The sequence below is a fragment of the Pseudomonas sp. 15A4 genome (assembly GCF_016925575.1).
Taxonomy (GTDB): Bacteria; Pseudomonadota; Gammaproteobacteria; order Pseudomonadales; family Pseudomonadaceae; genus Aquipseudomonas.
Genome location: NZ_CP068986.1, coordinates 2,503,493 through 2,517,726, shown reverse-complemented (window position 1 = coordinate 2,517,726; position 14,234 = coordinate 2,503,493). Strand labels below are relative to the sequence as shown.

Genomic DNA, 14,234 nt, shown 5'->3' with positions numbered 1-14,234 from the left:
CTGTCCCCGCGGATCAGTCGCCCCCGACTAGCCGCCGCACCCAACATCCCGCATCATCGATCCCATCTTCCGCCCGGCCCTCCCGCCCCCGAACATGATCGACCTCATCCCCACAGCGCCCTTGCACGACCTCGACCAACTGCTTGCCAGCCTGGCGTTGGTCGCGCCGCTGTTCGATACCATTCCCGGGGTGGTGTTCTTCGTCAAAGACGCCCATGCGCGCTACGCACTGGTCAACCAGACGCTGGTGCAGCGCTGCGGTTTCAAGGAGAAAAGCCAGATCGTCGGGCTGACCGCCGAGGAAGTGTTCCCCGCGCGCTTCGGTCCGCTGTACACCGCTCAGGACCGCCGTGTGCTGGCCGATGGCAGGCAACTCAGCGATCAGCTGGAGCTGCACCTGTATTACGGCAATCAGCCGATCTGGTGCCTGACCCACAAGATCGCACTGCGTGATCATCAGGGCGCGATCATCGGGCTGGCGGGCATTTCCCGGGATCTGCAAATCCTCCAAACGACCCATCCGGCGTATCAGAAGCTGGTCGAGGTCGACGCGTACATTCGCGAACACTTCGCGCGGCCCATCACCCTTGAGCAACTGACGGCCATTGCCGGGCTGTCCATTGCCCAGCTGGAGCGGCACTGCAAACGCATCTTCCAGCTGACCCCACGGCAGATGATTCACAAAGCGCGGCTGGGTGAGGCCTCACGGTTGTTGCAGGAAGACCTGTCGATCACCGAGATCGCCCTGCGCTGCGGGTACACCGATCACAGCGCGTTCAGTCGCCAGTTCAAGGCACTGACCGGGGCTTCGCCGAGTGAGTACCGGGGTTCGCAAAAGCGCATTTGAATTCGCTGCCATCCTCCCTGGATGATCGCAGAGCTTTTTGTGGGACCGGCCTTAGCCGGGAAGAGGCCAGTGTGAACACCATAAATCTCGGGTGTGGCGACTGACGTCTTCCCGGCTAAAGCCAGGCCTACAGTGACCGCGGTCCCGGTGATTTACCGCGGTGCGGCGGAATGTGGCGACTACCGCACTGCAACGTGCATCAATGAAGCACGCCGCTCATTCCTGCTCCTTTATGTAACACCGCCCCGCGCTTCTGGAACACCCATCCAAACCCCGGCCCGCTGATCCAGAGCCCTGCCCGGCATGCTGGCAAAACAGGCACGCTGCATGCATATTAAATATCGTATACGAAATTACTTATCCGGCCGTTTCTCACTTTGCACGCACCGAGGCTTCTATGAAAAACCAAGCTGTCGCCGTCGCCCTCTTCGCCGTCATGAGCTCTTCTTTTATCAACACCGCGCTGGCCGACAAGCTCGATGACATCATCGACTCCGGCAAGCTGCGCTGCGCCGTGACCTTGGATTTCCCGCCGATGGGGTCCCGTGACGACAAGAACAACCCGGTCGGATTTGACGTCGATTACTGTAACGACCTGGCGAAGGTGCTGGGCGTGACTGCCGAGGTGGTGGAAACGCCGTTTCCGGACCGCATTCCTGCGTTGGTTTCAGGGCGCGCCGACGTGATCGTGGCGTCGACCTCGGACACCTTGGAGCGGGCGAAAACCGTGGGCATGACCATCCCCTATTTCGCCTTCCAGATGGTGGTGCTGACCCGCGACGACGCCGGCATCAACAGCTACGACGACCTCAAGGGCAAGGATGTCGGCAACACCAGCGGCACGTTCGAGGCGATCGCGCTGGAGAAGGATCAGAAGAAATGGGGCAGCGGCAGTTTCCGCGCGTACCAGACCCAGAACGACACCATCCTCGCCGTCGCCCAGGGCCACATCAAAGCGTCGGTGGTGACCAACACCGTCGCCGCCGCCTCGATCAAATCCGGCAAGTACAAAGGTCTGAAGATTGCCGGTAACGCGCCCTACACCATCGACTATGTTTCTCTTGCCGCGAAGCGTAACGAGTACGGGCTGATTCATTACCTGAACCTGTTCGTGAACCAGCAAGTGCGCTCGGGACGCTATGCCGAGCTGTATGAAAAGTGGGTGGGCGGCAAGCCGGTGGATCTGACCGTGCCGGGCGTCTATTACTGAGGGGAGCGATCAGAGGGCGCGGACCTTGGAGGAGCGGGCTTGCTGCGGGCCGCGATCGGACGAACGCGGAGGGTCTGAGACGAAGAGGTCGACTGACGTACCGTATTCGCGAGCAAGCTCACTCCTACAGTGGATCTCGGTAAAGCAGGCAATCGTAGGCGCACACAAAATCCGTGCTGATCGTTCCCACACTCTGCGTGGGAACAATCACCGGAAACGATCGAATCTCGGAACCGGTTCATTACTCAGGAGCCCACGATGTCTGAAGTCTCGTTGAGCGGGCGCTGTCTCGTCACCGGCAGCGCCCAGGGCGAATTGCTGTATGCCGACGTGGGCCTGAGTTTCTGGGGCGGGGTCGAACCGTTTACCGGTGAAGTCATCGACCGGCATCACCCCTCAGCGGCCAGTTCATCAGCGGCCGGGTTCTGGCCATTCCCAGCGGGCGCGGTTCGTGCACCGGCAGCAGCGTGTTGCTGGAACTGATCCTCAACGGCCACGCGCCAGCCGCGCTGGTCTTCGAGCGCGTCGAAGACATCCTCACCCTCGGCGTGCTGATCGCCGAGCAGATGTTCGGCCATTCGATCCCGGTGATCAGCCTCGGCGAAGCGGGTTTTGCGGCACTGCTCAACGTCGCTTTCGTGCGGGTCGAGGATGACCGCGTGAGCGGCTTTTCCAGCCCTCCGCCGCCACTTTCTCGCGACCAACAAAGCCCGACACCTCATCGCCCGCTCAGCCAGATTTCACTCACCGAAACCGACCAGGGCTTTCTCGAAGGCGCGTACGGCAAAGCCGCGCAAGTGGCGATGGGCATCATTCTGCGCATGGCCGAGCTGCAAGGCGCGACCGAACTGCTGGACATTACCCAGGCGCACATCGACGGCTGTATTTACACAGGACCCGCCAGCCTGCGGTTCGCCCGGCAACTGGTGGCATGGGGCGCCAGGGTCCGCGTGCCGACCACCCTCAATTCAATCTCGGTGGACAAGCGACGCTGGCGCGAACTGGGCGTCGACCCGGCCCTCGGCGAGCCGGCCAGTCAGCTGGGCGATGCGTATCTGGAGATGGGCGCGCGGGTGAGTTTTACCTGCGCGCCGTACCTGCTGGACAGCGCCCCGGAGCTGGGGGAGCAGATCGTCTGGGCCGAATCCAACGCCGTGGTGTACGCCAACAGCGTGATCGGCGCGCGCACCCTGAAGTACCCCGATTACCTCGACATATGCATCGCCCTCACCGGCCGCGCGCCGAAGATCGGCTGCCACCTGACCCAGCAACGGCTGGCGACTTTGCGCATTGATGTCCCCGCACTGGACGGCCTCGACGACAGTTTCTACCCGCTCTTCGGTTATCACGTCGGGTTGCTCTGCGGCGCCTCGATCCCGGTGATCTGCGGCCTGGAAAACAAGGCGCCCACGCTGGATGACCTCAAGGCCTTCGGCGCCGCGTTCGCCACCACGTCTGCTGCGCCGATGTTTCATATCGCCGGTGTGACACCCGAAGCCACCACCGCCGAACTGGCGCTGGGCGGGCACGCGCCGGACAAAACCCTGAGCGTCAGCCCCGCGGACTTGCTGCACAGCTGGCGCGAGCTAAGCAGCGCGCAGACGCCGGCAGTGGACGCCGTGACCCTGGGCAATCCGCATTTTTCCTTGAGCGAATGCGCGACGCTGGCGCACCTGTGCGGCGGTCGGCGCAAGCATGAGAATGTGGCGATCGTGATTACCTGCGGCCGCGCCACCCTGGAACGCGCGCAACAGGCCGGCTATGTAGAAACGCTGGAAAACTTCGGCGTGCAGTTCGTCACCGACACCTGCTGGTGCATGCTCGGCGAGCCCGTCATCCCGCCGACCGCGCGCAACCTGATGACCAACTCCGGCAAATACGCGCACTACGCCCCCGGACTGGTGGGGCGTCGCGTGCATTTCGCCAGCCTGGCCGAGTGCGTCGATAGCGCCATCACCGGCGTTGCCAGCGGGCGCATGCCGGTCTGGTTGATGGCGGCGCACCAGGCGGAGGTCAGCGCAAATGTTTGATTACAACTTCCACTGGCGCGCAGCGTTCAAAGCCCTGCCCGACATGCTCAACGGCGCGTGGGTCACCTTCGAAACCGCCGCGCTGTCGATGATCCTCGGCGTCACCATCGCGCTGTTTCTGGTGTTCATGCGCCAAGGCAAGAACCGCCTGTTCCGGGGTTTCGCCGCGACCTGGATTTCCATCGCGCGCAACACGCCGTCGCTGTTTCAGGTGTACATCCTGTATTTCGGCCTGGGCTCGTTCGGCCTGCACATCAGCTCGTGGGCCGCGTTACTCGCCGGCATCACCATCAACAACGCGGGCTATCTGGCGGAGAACTTCCGTGGCGGTCTGAAGGCCGTACCCGACACCCAATTGCGCGCTGCCCGGTCGCTGGGCATGAGTGCCCCCAGGCCTATCGGCTGATCGTCATTCCGCAGTTGCTGCGCATCGTTTTCTATCCGCTGACCAACCAGATGGTCTGGGCCGTGCTGATGACCTCGATGGGCGTGATCGTCGGCCTCAACAACGACCTCACCGGCGTGACCCAGGACTACAACGTCAAGACCTTCCGCACCTTCGAATTCTTCGCCATTGCGGCGGTGCTCTATTACCTGATCGCCAAGCTGATCGTGGCCGTTGCGCGGCTGCTGTCCTGGCGGCTGTTCCGGTACTGAGGAGATGGGCATGTTCGAGAGCACGTTCACCTGGAACGACCTGCAATTCATGCTTCAGGGCGCCTGGGTCACGATTTTGCTGACGGTGGTGTCGATGATCATCGGCACGCTGGCGGGGGTGGTATGCGGCATGGCCCGCGCCCTCCTGCCGCGCAGCACGATTCCACTGGCCTGGGTGCTGGACGTGTTTCGCAGCGTGCCATTGCTGATTCAGTTCGTGCTGTTCAATGCGCTGAAAAGCATCGTCGGCCTCAACTCGAGCGCCTTCGCCGTCGCCTGTGTGGTGTTGGGGTTGTACGTGACCGCGTACTGCACGGAGATCGTGCGCAGCGGCGTGCTGTCGGTGCCGCTCAGCCTGCGCCGCGCCAGCCGTTCCCTGGGCCTGACGTACTGGCAGGACCTGCGCCAGATCGTCATGCCGATGGCCACCCGCGTGGCGTTTCCCGGCTGGATCAACCTGCTGCTCGGGGTGATGAAAGACACCGCGCTGGTGATGTGGATCGGCATCGTCGAACTGCTGCGCGCCTCGCAAACCATCGTCACGCGCATTCAGGAGCCGCTGTTGGTGCTGTGCATCGCCGGCCTGATTTATTACGTCATGAGTCTGGTGGTCGCCCGGTTGGGCGCCCGGCTGGAAACGAGGTGGCAGGAAAATGATTGAGATCGACAACGTACACAAGTCCTTCGGCGAGCTTGAAGTCATCAAGGGCGTGAGCCTGCAGGTGAACAAGGGCGAAGTGGTGTCGATCATCGGAGGTTCGGGCTCGGGCAAGTCGACGCTGCTGATGTGCATCAACGGCCTGGAATCGATCAAGAGCGGCAGCATTCGTGTCGACGGCACCGAGGTTCATGCCAGGGGCACGGACATCAACAAGCTGCGGCAGAAGATCGGCATCGTCTTTCAACAGTGGAACGCCTTTCCCCATCTGACGGTGCTGGAAAACGTCATGCTCGCCCCGCGTACCGTGCTGGGCAAAAGCAAGGCCGAAGCCGAGGCGCTGGCGGTCAAGCAACTGACCCATGTCGGGCTGGGCGACAAGCTCAAGGTATTTCCCGGCAAATTGTCGGGCGGCCAGCAACAGCGCATGGCGATTGCCCGGGCGCTGGCGATGTCGCCGGATTACATGCTGTTTGACGAGGCGACATCGGCCCTTGATCCGCAGCTGGTGGGCGAGGTGCTGGACACCATGCGCATGCTGGCCGAGGACGGCATGACGATGATTCTGGTGACCCACGAAATCCGCTTCGCTCGGGATGTGTCCGACCGCGTGGCGTTTTTCCGCAACGGGCTGGTGCATGAGATCGGCACGCCGGATCAGGTGATCGGCAACCCGCAACGGCCGGAAACGGCGGATTTTTTGCGATCAATCAACTAGATCCAGCTCAGGAGGGCCTTAGGTCATGCGCTCATCGAAAGTGATTCATGTGGTCAGTTGTCACGCCGAGGGTGAGGTGGGCGATGTGATTGTCGGCGGGGTTGCGCCGCCGCCCGGGGACACGATCTGGGAGCAGTCGCGCTGGATCGAGCAGGACAACGTGCTGCGCAATTTCATGCTCAACGAACCTCGCGGCGGGGTGTTCCGTCACGTCAATCTGCTGGTACCGCCCAAGCACCCGAAGGCGCAGATGGGCTGGATCATCATGGAACCCGCCGACGTGCCGCCAATGTCGGGCTCCAATTCCCTGTGCGTGGCGACGGTGCTGCTGGACAGCGGGATTTTGCCGATGACCGAGCCGGAAACCCGGCTGATTCTGGAGGCGCCGGGCGGCTTGATCGAGGCGATTGCCCAGTGCCGCGATGGCAAGGTGACGAGCGTCGAGGTGCACAACCACCCTTCTTTCGCCGATCAGCTGGACGTGTGGATCGAGGTGCCGGGGCTGGGTTCGATTCAGGTTGACACGGCCTATGGCGGCGACAGTTTTGCCATCGTCGATTCGGTGAAGCTGGGCTTTGCATTGACTGCCGATGAGGCGAAAGACCTGGTGGAAACCGGCCTGAAAATCACCAAGGCGGCCAACGAGCAATTGGGGTTCAGCCATCCGTTGAACAAGGACTGGAATCACATCTCGTTCTGCCAGATCGCCGCGCCGGTGAGTGTTGATGGCGGCGTGGCCCATGCGGCGAACGCGGTGGTGATTCGCCCGGGCAAGATCGACCGCTCGCCCTGTGGCACCGGCTGTTCCGCGCGGCTGGCGGTGTTGCACGCGAAGGGCCAGCTGAAGTTGGGCGACCGGTTTATCGGGCGTTCGATTATCGGTTCGGAGTTTCACTGCAAGATCCAGCGCGAGACCGAAGTGGCCGGGCGCAAGGCGATCATTCCGAGCCTGTCCGGGCGGGCCTGGATCACCGGGACGCACCAGCACATGCTCGACCCGAGCGATCCGTGGCCGGAGGGGTACAAGTTGAGTGACACCTGGCCGGTGGGGTTGAAGCTGTAAATGCTGCGGCTGCTTTCAATAAATGCGAAACCGATTTTTCTGAATGAATGCAAAACCCTGTAGGAGTGAGCTTGCTCGCGATGCGTTGTGTCAGTCACCCCATCCGTCGCAGACACACCGCATCGCGAGCAAGCTCACTCCTACAAGGGATCGGGGGCAGCCTGAAATAACGGTTAAACGCAGCAATCGATGGGCGTGATCCGCCCGAAATTAAACGTATACGAAATACCTTTATTCAATCAGGAGTCAATCATGAGCCAGTCCGTATCCTGGAGCGGGGTCTTCCCTGCCGTTACCACGCAATTCAACGACGATTTTTCCCTCAATCTGGAGGCGACCCACAAGGTCATTTCCAATCTGGTGCGCGATGGCGTGTCCGGGCTGGTGATCTGCGGCACCGTCGGGGAAAACACCTCGTTGAGCGTCGCTGAAAAGATCAGCCTGGTGGAAGCCGCCAAAGACGCCTCGGCCGGGCGCGTGCCGGTGATTTCCGGCATTGCCGAGTTCACCAGCGCCAACGCCAGTGCGGTCGCCAAAGAAGTGCAGAAAGCCGGTGCCGACGGGATCATGCTGATGCCGGCGCTGGTGTACTCGGCGAAGCCTTTCGAGACCGCTACGCACTTCCGCACCGTGGCCGCCGCCACCGACCTGCCGATGATGGTTTACAACAACCCGCCGATCTACAAGAACGACGTGACGCCCGACATCCTTATCTCCCTGGCGGACTGCGACACCATCGTGTGTTTCAAGGACTCATCGGGCAACACCAACCGCTTTATCGACGTGCGCAACGAAGTGGGGGATCGCTTCGTGCTGTTCGCCGGGCTGGATGACGTATTGGTGGAAAGCGTCGCGGTGGGCGCGGTGGGCTGGGTGTCGGGGATGTCCAATGCCTTCCCCAAAGAGGGCGAAACGTTGTTCCGACTCGCCAAGGCCGGACGTTTCGCCGAGGCGATGGCGCTGTACGAGTGGTTCATGCCGCTGCTGCACCTGGACGCGCGCCCGGACCTGGTGCAGTGCATCAAGCTGTGCGAAGCCATCATGGAACGCGGCAGCGCCCTCACCCGTCCACCGCGTCTGGCGCTGCCGGACAGTGATCGGGAATATGTGGAGAAATTGATGAAGACGGCGTTGGCGAACAAGCCGGTGTTGCCGGATGTGGGGTTGTAATCGGTCGTTTTTGGGTGAGCCGATCCGCGTGTTTCGGCGCAGATCTATGGTGTACAGACCGGCCTCTTCCCGGCTGAAGCCGGTCCCACAGGGTCGTGCATTCGGCCGGGGACCGGGTTTCAGCCGGGAAGGCGATTCCACGGTTTGAACGCGGTTTAGTGGGACCGGCTTTAGCCGGGAATGCGGTTTAACAGGTTCAACCCGCGTCGAGCCCTACACATTCACCACATTCACAAACCGCGAGGCGGCGGTTTCGTCAATGCGCAGGTTGGTGAAATCGAACAGGTTGCGGTCCGCCAGTTGCGACGGCTGGACGTTCTGCAGGCTGCGGAAAATCATGTCGGATCGGCCCGGGGTCTTACGGTCCCATTCCTGAAGCATTTCCTTGACCACCTGACGCTGCAGGTTTTCCTGGGAACCGCACAGGTTGCACGGGATGATCGGGAACTGCTTGATGTCCGAATACGCTTGAATGTCCTTCTCGGCGCAGTAGGCCAGCGGCCGGATCACCACGTTGCGGCCATCATCGGCGCGCAGCTTGGGCGGCATGGCCTTGATGCTGCCCTGGAAGAACATGTTCAGGAAAAACGTCTCGACGATGTCATCACGGTGGTGACCAAGGGCCATCTTGGTCGCGCCGATTTCATCGGCAAACGTGTACAGCGTGCCGCGACGCAGGCGCGAACACAGCGAGCAGGTGGTTCGGCCTTCGGGCACCAGTTCCTTGACCACCGAGTAGGTGTCCTTCTCGACGATGTGGTACTCGACGCCCAGTTGTTCCAGGTACGCCGGCAGCACGTGCTCGGGAAAGCCCGGCTGCTTCTGGTCCATGTTCACCGCAACGATGTCGAATTTGATCGGCGCGACTTTCTGCAAATGCAGCAGCACATCCAGCAGGGTGTAACTGTCCTTGCCGCCGGACAGACAGACCATCACCTTGTCGCCCTCTTCAATCATGTTGTAGTCGGCCACCGCTTCGCCCGCGAGTCGACGCAGACGCTTCTGCAGTTTGTTCTGATTGACTGAAAGGGTGCCCATGGCGCTGGTATCCGCTCGCTGTGGTGGGAAGAGACGTGGGGAAAGGGGTCGGCATTTTACGCAAAAAGACCGACCGGGGTAATGCCTGTCGCGGGTGAATGCCATCCCCGTTATGGATAGCCATTGATCGCCAATCGCTATTAACAAGACCCTTGAACACCTCAATCGCTCTAACGCATTCGGTTTCGGGGTGCTCAGCTTTCTATACTGACCTGAGAGGTCGCAGCCATTTCCCTTGATCGATTGTGACCTTGTCCTGACGGCATCAGCAGTCAGGCGCTTCGTTGGAAGCGGCGGCACACTTCACGGGAGTAACGGACATGATCCATCACGTATTGGGGCTGTTCACCCACCCCGATCAGGAATGGCAACAAATACGCAGTGAAGATGAAGAAAGCATCGGCCACCTGTACCTTACCCACACGCTGATCCTGGCGGCGATTCCGGCAGTGTCGGCGTACATCGGTACGACGCAGGTGGGCTGGCAGATCGGCGAGCGCGCGCCGGTCATGCTGACCAGCGACAGCGCGGTGTGGATGGCGTTGATGTCCTACCTCGCCATGCTCGGCGGGGTCGGGGTCATGGGCGGGTTCATCCACTGGATGGCGCGCACCTATAACGCCACGCCCAGCCTTGGCCGCTGCGTGGCCTTCGCGACCTACACGGCGACGCCGCTGTTCCTCGGAGGGCTGGCGGCGCTGTACCCGCATATGTGGCTGGGGATGATGGTCGGGCTGGCGGCAGTCTGCTACACGGTGTACCTGCTGTACGTCGGCTTGCCGGTGTTCATGGGCGTACACCCGGACGATGGCTTCATGTTCTCAAGCTCGGTGCTGGCGGTCGGGCTGGTGGTGTTGGTGGCGATCATGGCGTTTACGGTGGTGCTGTGGGGCGTCGGGATCGGTCCGGAATTCACGAACTGATCAGGCCCCGATCCGCCGGAACGCTGCATCATGTCGGCACTACCCCGCCCCGGTAGGAGTGAGCTTGCTCGCGATCGCGATCTTTCAGGTAACCCCCGTAACGGTCGAACCGCTATCGCGAGCAAGCTCACTCCTACAGAGGGTGCGCGGTGCCAGGCGAAGTCATGTCGGGCCGGACGTTTTCGCTGCGAGCGCGCGCCTTCCATTCCAGCAGACCATTCGGCGCCTGGGGTTTTGGGGGGACAAGCGCTTTGCGGCATACTCGCCTCCTCTGGAGACCGATGAAGCATGCTCGAACCACTCAACACCCGCGTCGAATCCTGCTACCAGCAAGCCGAAGATTTCTTCAAGCGCCCTTTCAAACGTCCGGTCGTGAGCGTCAAACTGCGCGGCCAGAAGGCTGGCGTAGCGCATCTGCACGAAAACCTGCTGCGCTTCAATCCGCAGCTGTACCTCGAAAACAGCGAAGACTTCCTGCGCCAGACCGTCCCCCACGAGGTGGCGCACCTGGTCGCTCATCAATTGTTCGGCGACACCATTCAGCCCCACGGCGAGGAATGGCAACTGATCATGCGCGGCGTCTACGAGCTGCCACCCAACCGCTGCCACACCTACGAAATCCAGCGCCGCAGCGTAACCCGCTACATCTACCGCTGCCCGTGCCCGGAAAGCGATTTCCCCTTCACCGCCCAGCGCCACAAGCTGGTGCGCAAAGGCCGGCGCTATCTGTGCAAGCGCTGCCGGGAGATTCTGGTGTTCAGCGGCGAGACGCGGGTGGAGTGATTGCCAGCTTCCGTGCGGATGTTCAAATGATATCCAATGCCACACGCGGTCAGAGTGGGAGTGACCGGGGTGGACTCGGATCTTGGTAACGCCGCTGGACTTGTGGGAGTGAGCTTGCTCACGAAGAGGCCAGGGCAGTCAGCAACTTTCTCAAGTGGCTGCAAGTAAGTCTTCGCGAGCAAGCTCGCTCCCACAGGATTGGGCTGGACTCGGGACCTTGTTAAAGCCATTGAGGTTGCGCACGAGAGGCCGAGGCATTCTATTGACCCTGCCTTAAGATTTCACCCAAACACCCCCGCCTCACCCATCGACTCAATCTCCTGCGCGGTGAACCCCGCTTCGGCCAGCACCTGCGCGGAATGCGCGCCGACGGCCACGCCGACATGCCGGGGCGCGGGCAGTCCTTCTGAAAACTTCACCGGGCAGGCCATCTGCACCTGAGCGCTGCCGTCACCGCGAGGCACCTGCGCCAGCATCTCTCGCGCCTGAATCTGCGGGTGCTGGGTGGCTTCGGAGAAACTCAGCACCGGCTCGACACAGGCATCAATGCCGGCGAACAGCGCTTGTAGCTCATCAGCACTGCGGCGCTCGAACTCGATTTCCAGCTCGCGCTTGAGCGAGGCCTGTTCGTCGGCCACGAACGACAGTCCAAGCCGCGCCAGCTCCGGTCGCCCCAACGTGGCACACATCCCGTGGAGAAACGCCGGCTCCAGGCCCCCCACCGAAAACCATCGGCCGTCGCGACTGCGGTAGCAATCGTAGAAGCTGCCGCCGTTGAGCATCTGTGTCTCCCGCTCCGGCTCGATGCCGGCCGCCAGATACCCCGCGCCCGCCAGGGCGTTCAGGCTGAACGCGCAATCGGTCATGCTGACGTCGACGTACTGGCCTTGCTCGGTTTGATGGCGCGCGACCACCGCCGCGAGCAAACCGATGACCCCGTGCAGCGAACCGCCGGCGCCGTCCGCGACCTGCACGCCCAAGGGCAACGGGCCGCTGTCTTGGCGCCCGGTGTGGCTGGCCAGCCCGGCCACTGCCATGTAATTGATGTCGTGGCCGGCGCGATCGCGGTAGGGCCCGGTCTGCCCGTAACCGGTGATGGCGACGTAGATCAGCCGCGGATTGATCGCTTTCAACGCCTCATAGCCAATCCCCAGTCGGTCCATCACACCGGGCCGAAACTGCTCCAGGACGATGTCGTAATCCGCCACCAGTCGCTTGACCACCTCGATGGCCTGAGGCTGTTTGAGGTCCAGCGCCAGGCTACGCTTGTTGCGATTGAGGTAAGCGTGGCTGGCTGAAACGCCGTGGTCGTGGGGCGGCAACTCCCGCAACAGGTCCGGGCGGGTGGGCGACTCGATGCGCAGCACCTCGGCCCCCATGTCCGCCAGCAGCAGCGAAGCGAATGGCCCGGGCAGCAGCGTCGAGAAATCGAGAACTTTGAGCGATGACAGCGGACCGTGCATGGGGCGTTCTCAGATGGCCGTCAACGGGCTCAGAGTAGGTGCGATTCGCCCATAAAAAAGCCTGTCCGAAGACAGGCTTTTTCAACAACCCTTACCGCTGACGCGTGTTACGAACGCAGCTTACGAACGTACAACAGGGGTTGGCGCCGTTTCGGCCACACCCAGATCGTCAGTCGGCGCGGTGTTGTCGATGGCACGACCGCCGGAAGCCAGCTCAGCTTGCATTTGCGGAACGTCCAGCTCACCGACCCACTTGGCCACAACCAGGGTTGCCACAGCGTTACCGCAGAGGTTGGTCAAGGCGCGGGCTTCGGACATGAAGCGGTCGATACCCAGGATCAGCGCCAGACCGGCCACCGGCAGATGGCCTACGGCCGACAGCGTCGCGGCCAGCACGATGAAGCCCGAACCGGTCACGCCAGCCGCACCTTTGGACGACAGCAGCAGCACCAGCAACAGGGTGACCTGATGGGTGATGTCCATGTGGGTGTTGGTGGCTTGAGCGATGAACACTGCGGCCATGGTCAGGTAGATCGAAGTACCGTCGAGGTTGAACGAGTAGCCGGTCGGGATCACCAGACCCACGACGGATTTCTTCGCGCCCAGACGCTCCATCTTGATCAGCATGCGTGGCAGCGCCGACTCGGACGACGACGTACCCAGCACGATCAGCAGCTCTTCGCGGATGTACTTGATCAGCTTGAGGATGCTGAAGCCGTGAGCTTTGGCGATGGAGCCCAGCACCAGCAGCACGAACAGCAGGCAAGTGATGTAGAAGCACAGCATCAGCTGACCCAGTTGTACCAGCGAGCTCACGCCGTAAGCGCCGATGGTGAAGGCCATGGCACCCAGCGCGCCGATCGGGGCGAGCTTCATGATCATGTTGATGATGTTGAACATGACGTGGGCGAAGCGATCGATGAAATCCAGGATCGGCTTGCCGTAGGCGCCCAGGCGATGCAGGGCGAAACCGAAGATCACCGAGAACATCAGCACTTGCAGGATGTCGCCGTTGGCGAACGCGCCGACGATGGTGTTCGGGATAACGTTGAGGATGAAGCCGACGATGCTCTGGTCTTTACCGGCGGTCACGTAGGCCGCGACTTTGGAGGCGTCGAGGGTGGACACGTCGATGTTCATGCCGGCGCCCGGCTGGACGACGTTGACCACGATCAGGCCGATGATCAGCGAGATGGTCGAAACGATTTCGAAGTAGAGCAGCGCGTAGCCGCCGGTCTTGCCCACGGATTTCATGCTCTGCATGCCAGCGATGCCGCTGACGACGGTGCAGAAGATGATCGGCGCAATAACCATTTTGATCAGTTTGATGAACCCGTCACCCAGCGGTTTGAGGGTTACGGCAGTTTCGGGATACCAGTGGCCGAGGGCGATACCGACGATGATCGCGACGATCACCTGGGCGTACAGGGATTTATAGATGGGCTGACGAGTCGTCATTGCAGTTTCCTCAAGAGCATCGGTCTGCAGCATTCCGGTTGCAGAGACGCCTAAAGTGCGAACCCTCCTGCTCGGAGGGATTTGTTTTTGTCGAGCTGCGCGCGGCAGACCTCTGCCCAGTGCATCGCAAGCACCGTGCCAGTATTGATAAATGAGGCGAGAGCCACGGATTACGTGAACCATCTGGTTAACAGAAGACCCGTCGGGCTGAAGGTG

Annotated in this window: 11 protein-coding genes and 2 pseudogenes; 10 read left to right on the top strand and 3 right to left on the bottom strand. The window is 61.7% G+C overall.

Annotated elements, in window-relative coordinates:
* Positions 1-94: 94 nt before the first annotated feature.
* From JN403_RS11325 to JN403_RS11290, 8 genes and pseudogenes are all read left to right on the top strand, one after another.
* Positions 95-847, top strand: a complete 753-nt coding sequence (locus tag JN403_RS11325; protein ID WP_205487015.1) for an AraC family transcriptional regulator — start codon at positions 95-97, stop codon at positions 845-847.
* Positions 848-1,244: 397 nt separating this feature from the next.
* Complete coding sequence (locus JN403_RS11320; RefSeq protein ID WP_122535737.1) at positions 1,245-2,057, top strand: transporter substrate-binding domain-containing protein; 813 nt, start codon at positions 1,245-1,247, stop codon at positions 2,055-2,057.
* A gap of 258 nt (positions 2,058-2,315) precedes the next feature.
* Positions 2,316-4,087: pseudogene (locus JN403_RS11315) on the top strand (aconitase X).
* Positions 4,080-4,744, top strand: a pseudogene (locus JN403_RS11310) (amino acid ABC transporter permease). The pseudogenes JN403_RS11315 and JN403_RS11310 overlap by 8 nt, the downstream one beginning before the upstream one ends.
* A gap of 10 nt (positions 4,745-4,754) precedes the next feature.
* Positions 4,755-5,405 (top strand): amino acid ABC transporter permease, encoded by a 651-nt coding sequence (locus JN403_RS11305; protein WP_205487014.1) that lies wholly within the window; start codon positions 4,755-4,757, stop codon positions 5,403-5,405.
* On the top strand, positions 5,398-6,120 hold the full coding sequence (locus tag JN403_RS11300) for an amino acid ABC transporter ATP-binding protein (protein ID WP_065992809.1): 723 nt from the start codon (positions 5,398-5,400) through the stop codon (positions 6,118-6,120). Before JN403_RS11305 ends, JN403_RS11300 begins: the two co-directional genes overlap by 8 nt.
* 25 nt (positions 6,121-6,145) lie before the next feature.
* The gene (locus tag JN403_RS11295; RefSeq protein WP_205487013.1) at positions 6,146-7,183 is read left to right on the top strand and encodes a proline racemase family protein; all 1,038 of its coding nucleotides are present in this window, start codon (positions 6,146-6,148) and stop codon (positions 7,181-7,183) included.
* A 252-nt stretch (positions 7,184-7,435) separates the two neighbouring features.
* Entirely contained in the window at positions 7,436-8,353 is a 918-nt protein-coding gene (locus JN403_RS11290; RefSeq protein ID WP_122622254.1) for a dihydrodipicolinate synthase family protein, read from the top strand.
* 213 nt (positions 8,354-8,566) lie between these two features.
* Here JN403_RS11290 and ttcA read toward each other — a convergent pair whose 3' ends face one another.
* Complete coding sequence (gene ttcA / locus JN403_RS11285; RefSeq protein ID WP_122622255.1) at positions 8,567-9,391, bottom strand: tRNA 2-thiocytidine(32) synthetase TtcA; 825 nt, start codon at positions 9,389-9,391, stop codon at positions 8,567-8,569.
* 320 nt (positions 9,392-9,711) lie between these two features.
* Between ttcA and JN403_RS11280 the strand changes: the two genes are divergently transcribed.
* Positions 9,712-10,314 carry a Yip1 family protein gene (locus JN403_RS11280; protein ID WP_205487012.1) on the top strand — a complete coding sequence of 201 codons (603 nt, stop codon included), beginning with the start codon at positions 9,712-9,714 and terminating at the stop codon, positions 10,312-10,314.
* 288 nt (positions 10,315-10,602) lie between these two features.
* Positions 10,603-11,097, top strand: coding sequence for a SprT family zinc-dependent metalloprotease (locus JN403_RS11275; protein WP_122535745.1), 495 nt, complete (start codon positions 10,603-10,605; stop codon positions 11,095-11,097).
* 281 nt (positions 11,098-11,378) lie between these two features.
* On the opposite strand, the gene JN403_RS11270 is transcribed toward JN403_RS11275, so the two are convergent.
* Positions 11,379-12,560: a CaiB/BaiF CoA-transferase family protein gene (locus JN403_RS11270; protein ID WP_205487011.1), complete on the bottom strand. Its 1,182-nt coding sequence runs from the start codon at positions 12,558-12,560 to the stop codon at positions 11,379-11,381.
* Between the two features lie 120 nt (positions 12,561-12,680).
* On the bottom strand, positions 12,681-14,018 hold the full coding sequence (locus JN403_RS11265; RefSeq protein WP_192133922.1) for a dicarboxylate/amino acid:cation symporter: 1,338 nt from the start codon (positions 14,016-14,018) through the stop codon (positions 12,681-12,683).
* Positions 14,019-14,234: the final 216 nt, after the last annotated feature.

What these genes read in the sequence shown, in the direction of transcription:
- JN403_RS11300 (WP_065992809.1), top strand. Translation starts at nt 5,398, where the DNA reads ATGATTGAGATCGACAACGTACACAAGTCCTTCGGCGAGCTTGAAGTC.
- JN403_RS11305 (WP_205487014.1), top strand. Translation starts at nt 4,755, where the DNA reads ATGTTCGAGAGCACGTTCACCTGGAACGACCTGCAATTCATGCTTCAG.
- JN403_RS11265 (WP_192133922.1), bottom strand. Translation starts at nt 14,018, where the DNA reads ATGACGACTCGTCAGCCCATCTATAAATCCCTGTACGCCCAGGTGATC.
- JN403_RS11320 (WP_122535737.1), top strand. Translation starts at nt 1,245, where the DNA reads ATGAAAAACCAAGCTGTCGCCGTCGCCCTCTTCGCCGTCATGAGCTCT.
- ttcA (WP_122622255.1), bottom strand. Translation starts at nt 9,391, where the DNA reads ATGGGCACCCTTTCAGTCAATCAGAACAAACTGCAGAAGCGTCTGCGT.
- JN403_RS11290 (WP_122622254.1), top strand. Translation starts at nt 7,436, where the DNA reads ATGAGCCAGTCCGTATCCTGGAGCGGGGTCTTCCCTGCCGTTACCACG.
- JN403_RS11280 (WP_205487012.1), top strand. Translation starts at nt 9,712, where the DNA reads ATGATCCATCACGTATTGGGGCTGTTCACCCACCCCGATCAGGAATGG.
- JN403_RS11275 (WP_122535745.1), top strand. Translation starts at nt 10,603, where the DNA reads ATGCTCGAACCACTCAACACCCGCGTCGAATCCTGCTACCAGCAAGCC.
- JN403_RS11270 (WP_205487011.1), bottom strand. Translation starts at nt 12,560, where the DNA reads ATGCACGGTCCGCTGTCATCGCTCAAAGTTCTCGATTTCTCGACGCTG.
- JN403_RS11295 (WP_205487013.1), top strand. Translation starts at nt 6,146, where the DNA reads ATGCGCTCATCGAAAGTGATTCATGTGGTCAGTTGTCACGCCGAGGGT.
- JN403_RS11325 (WP_205487015.1), top strand. Translation starts at nt 95, where the DNA reads ATGATCGACCTCATCCCCACAGCGCCCTTGCACGACCTCGACCAACTG.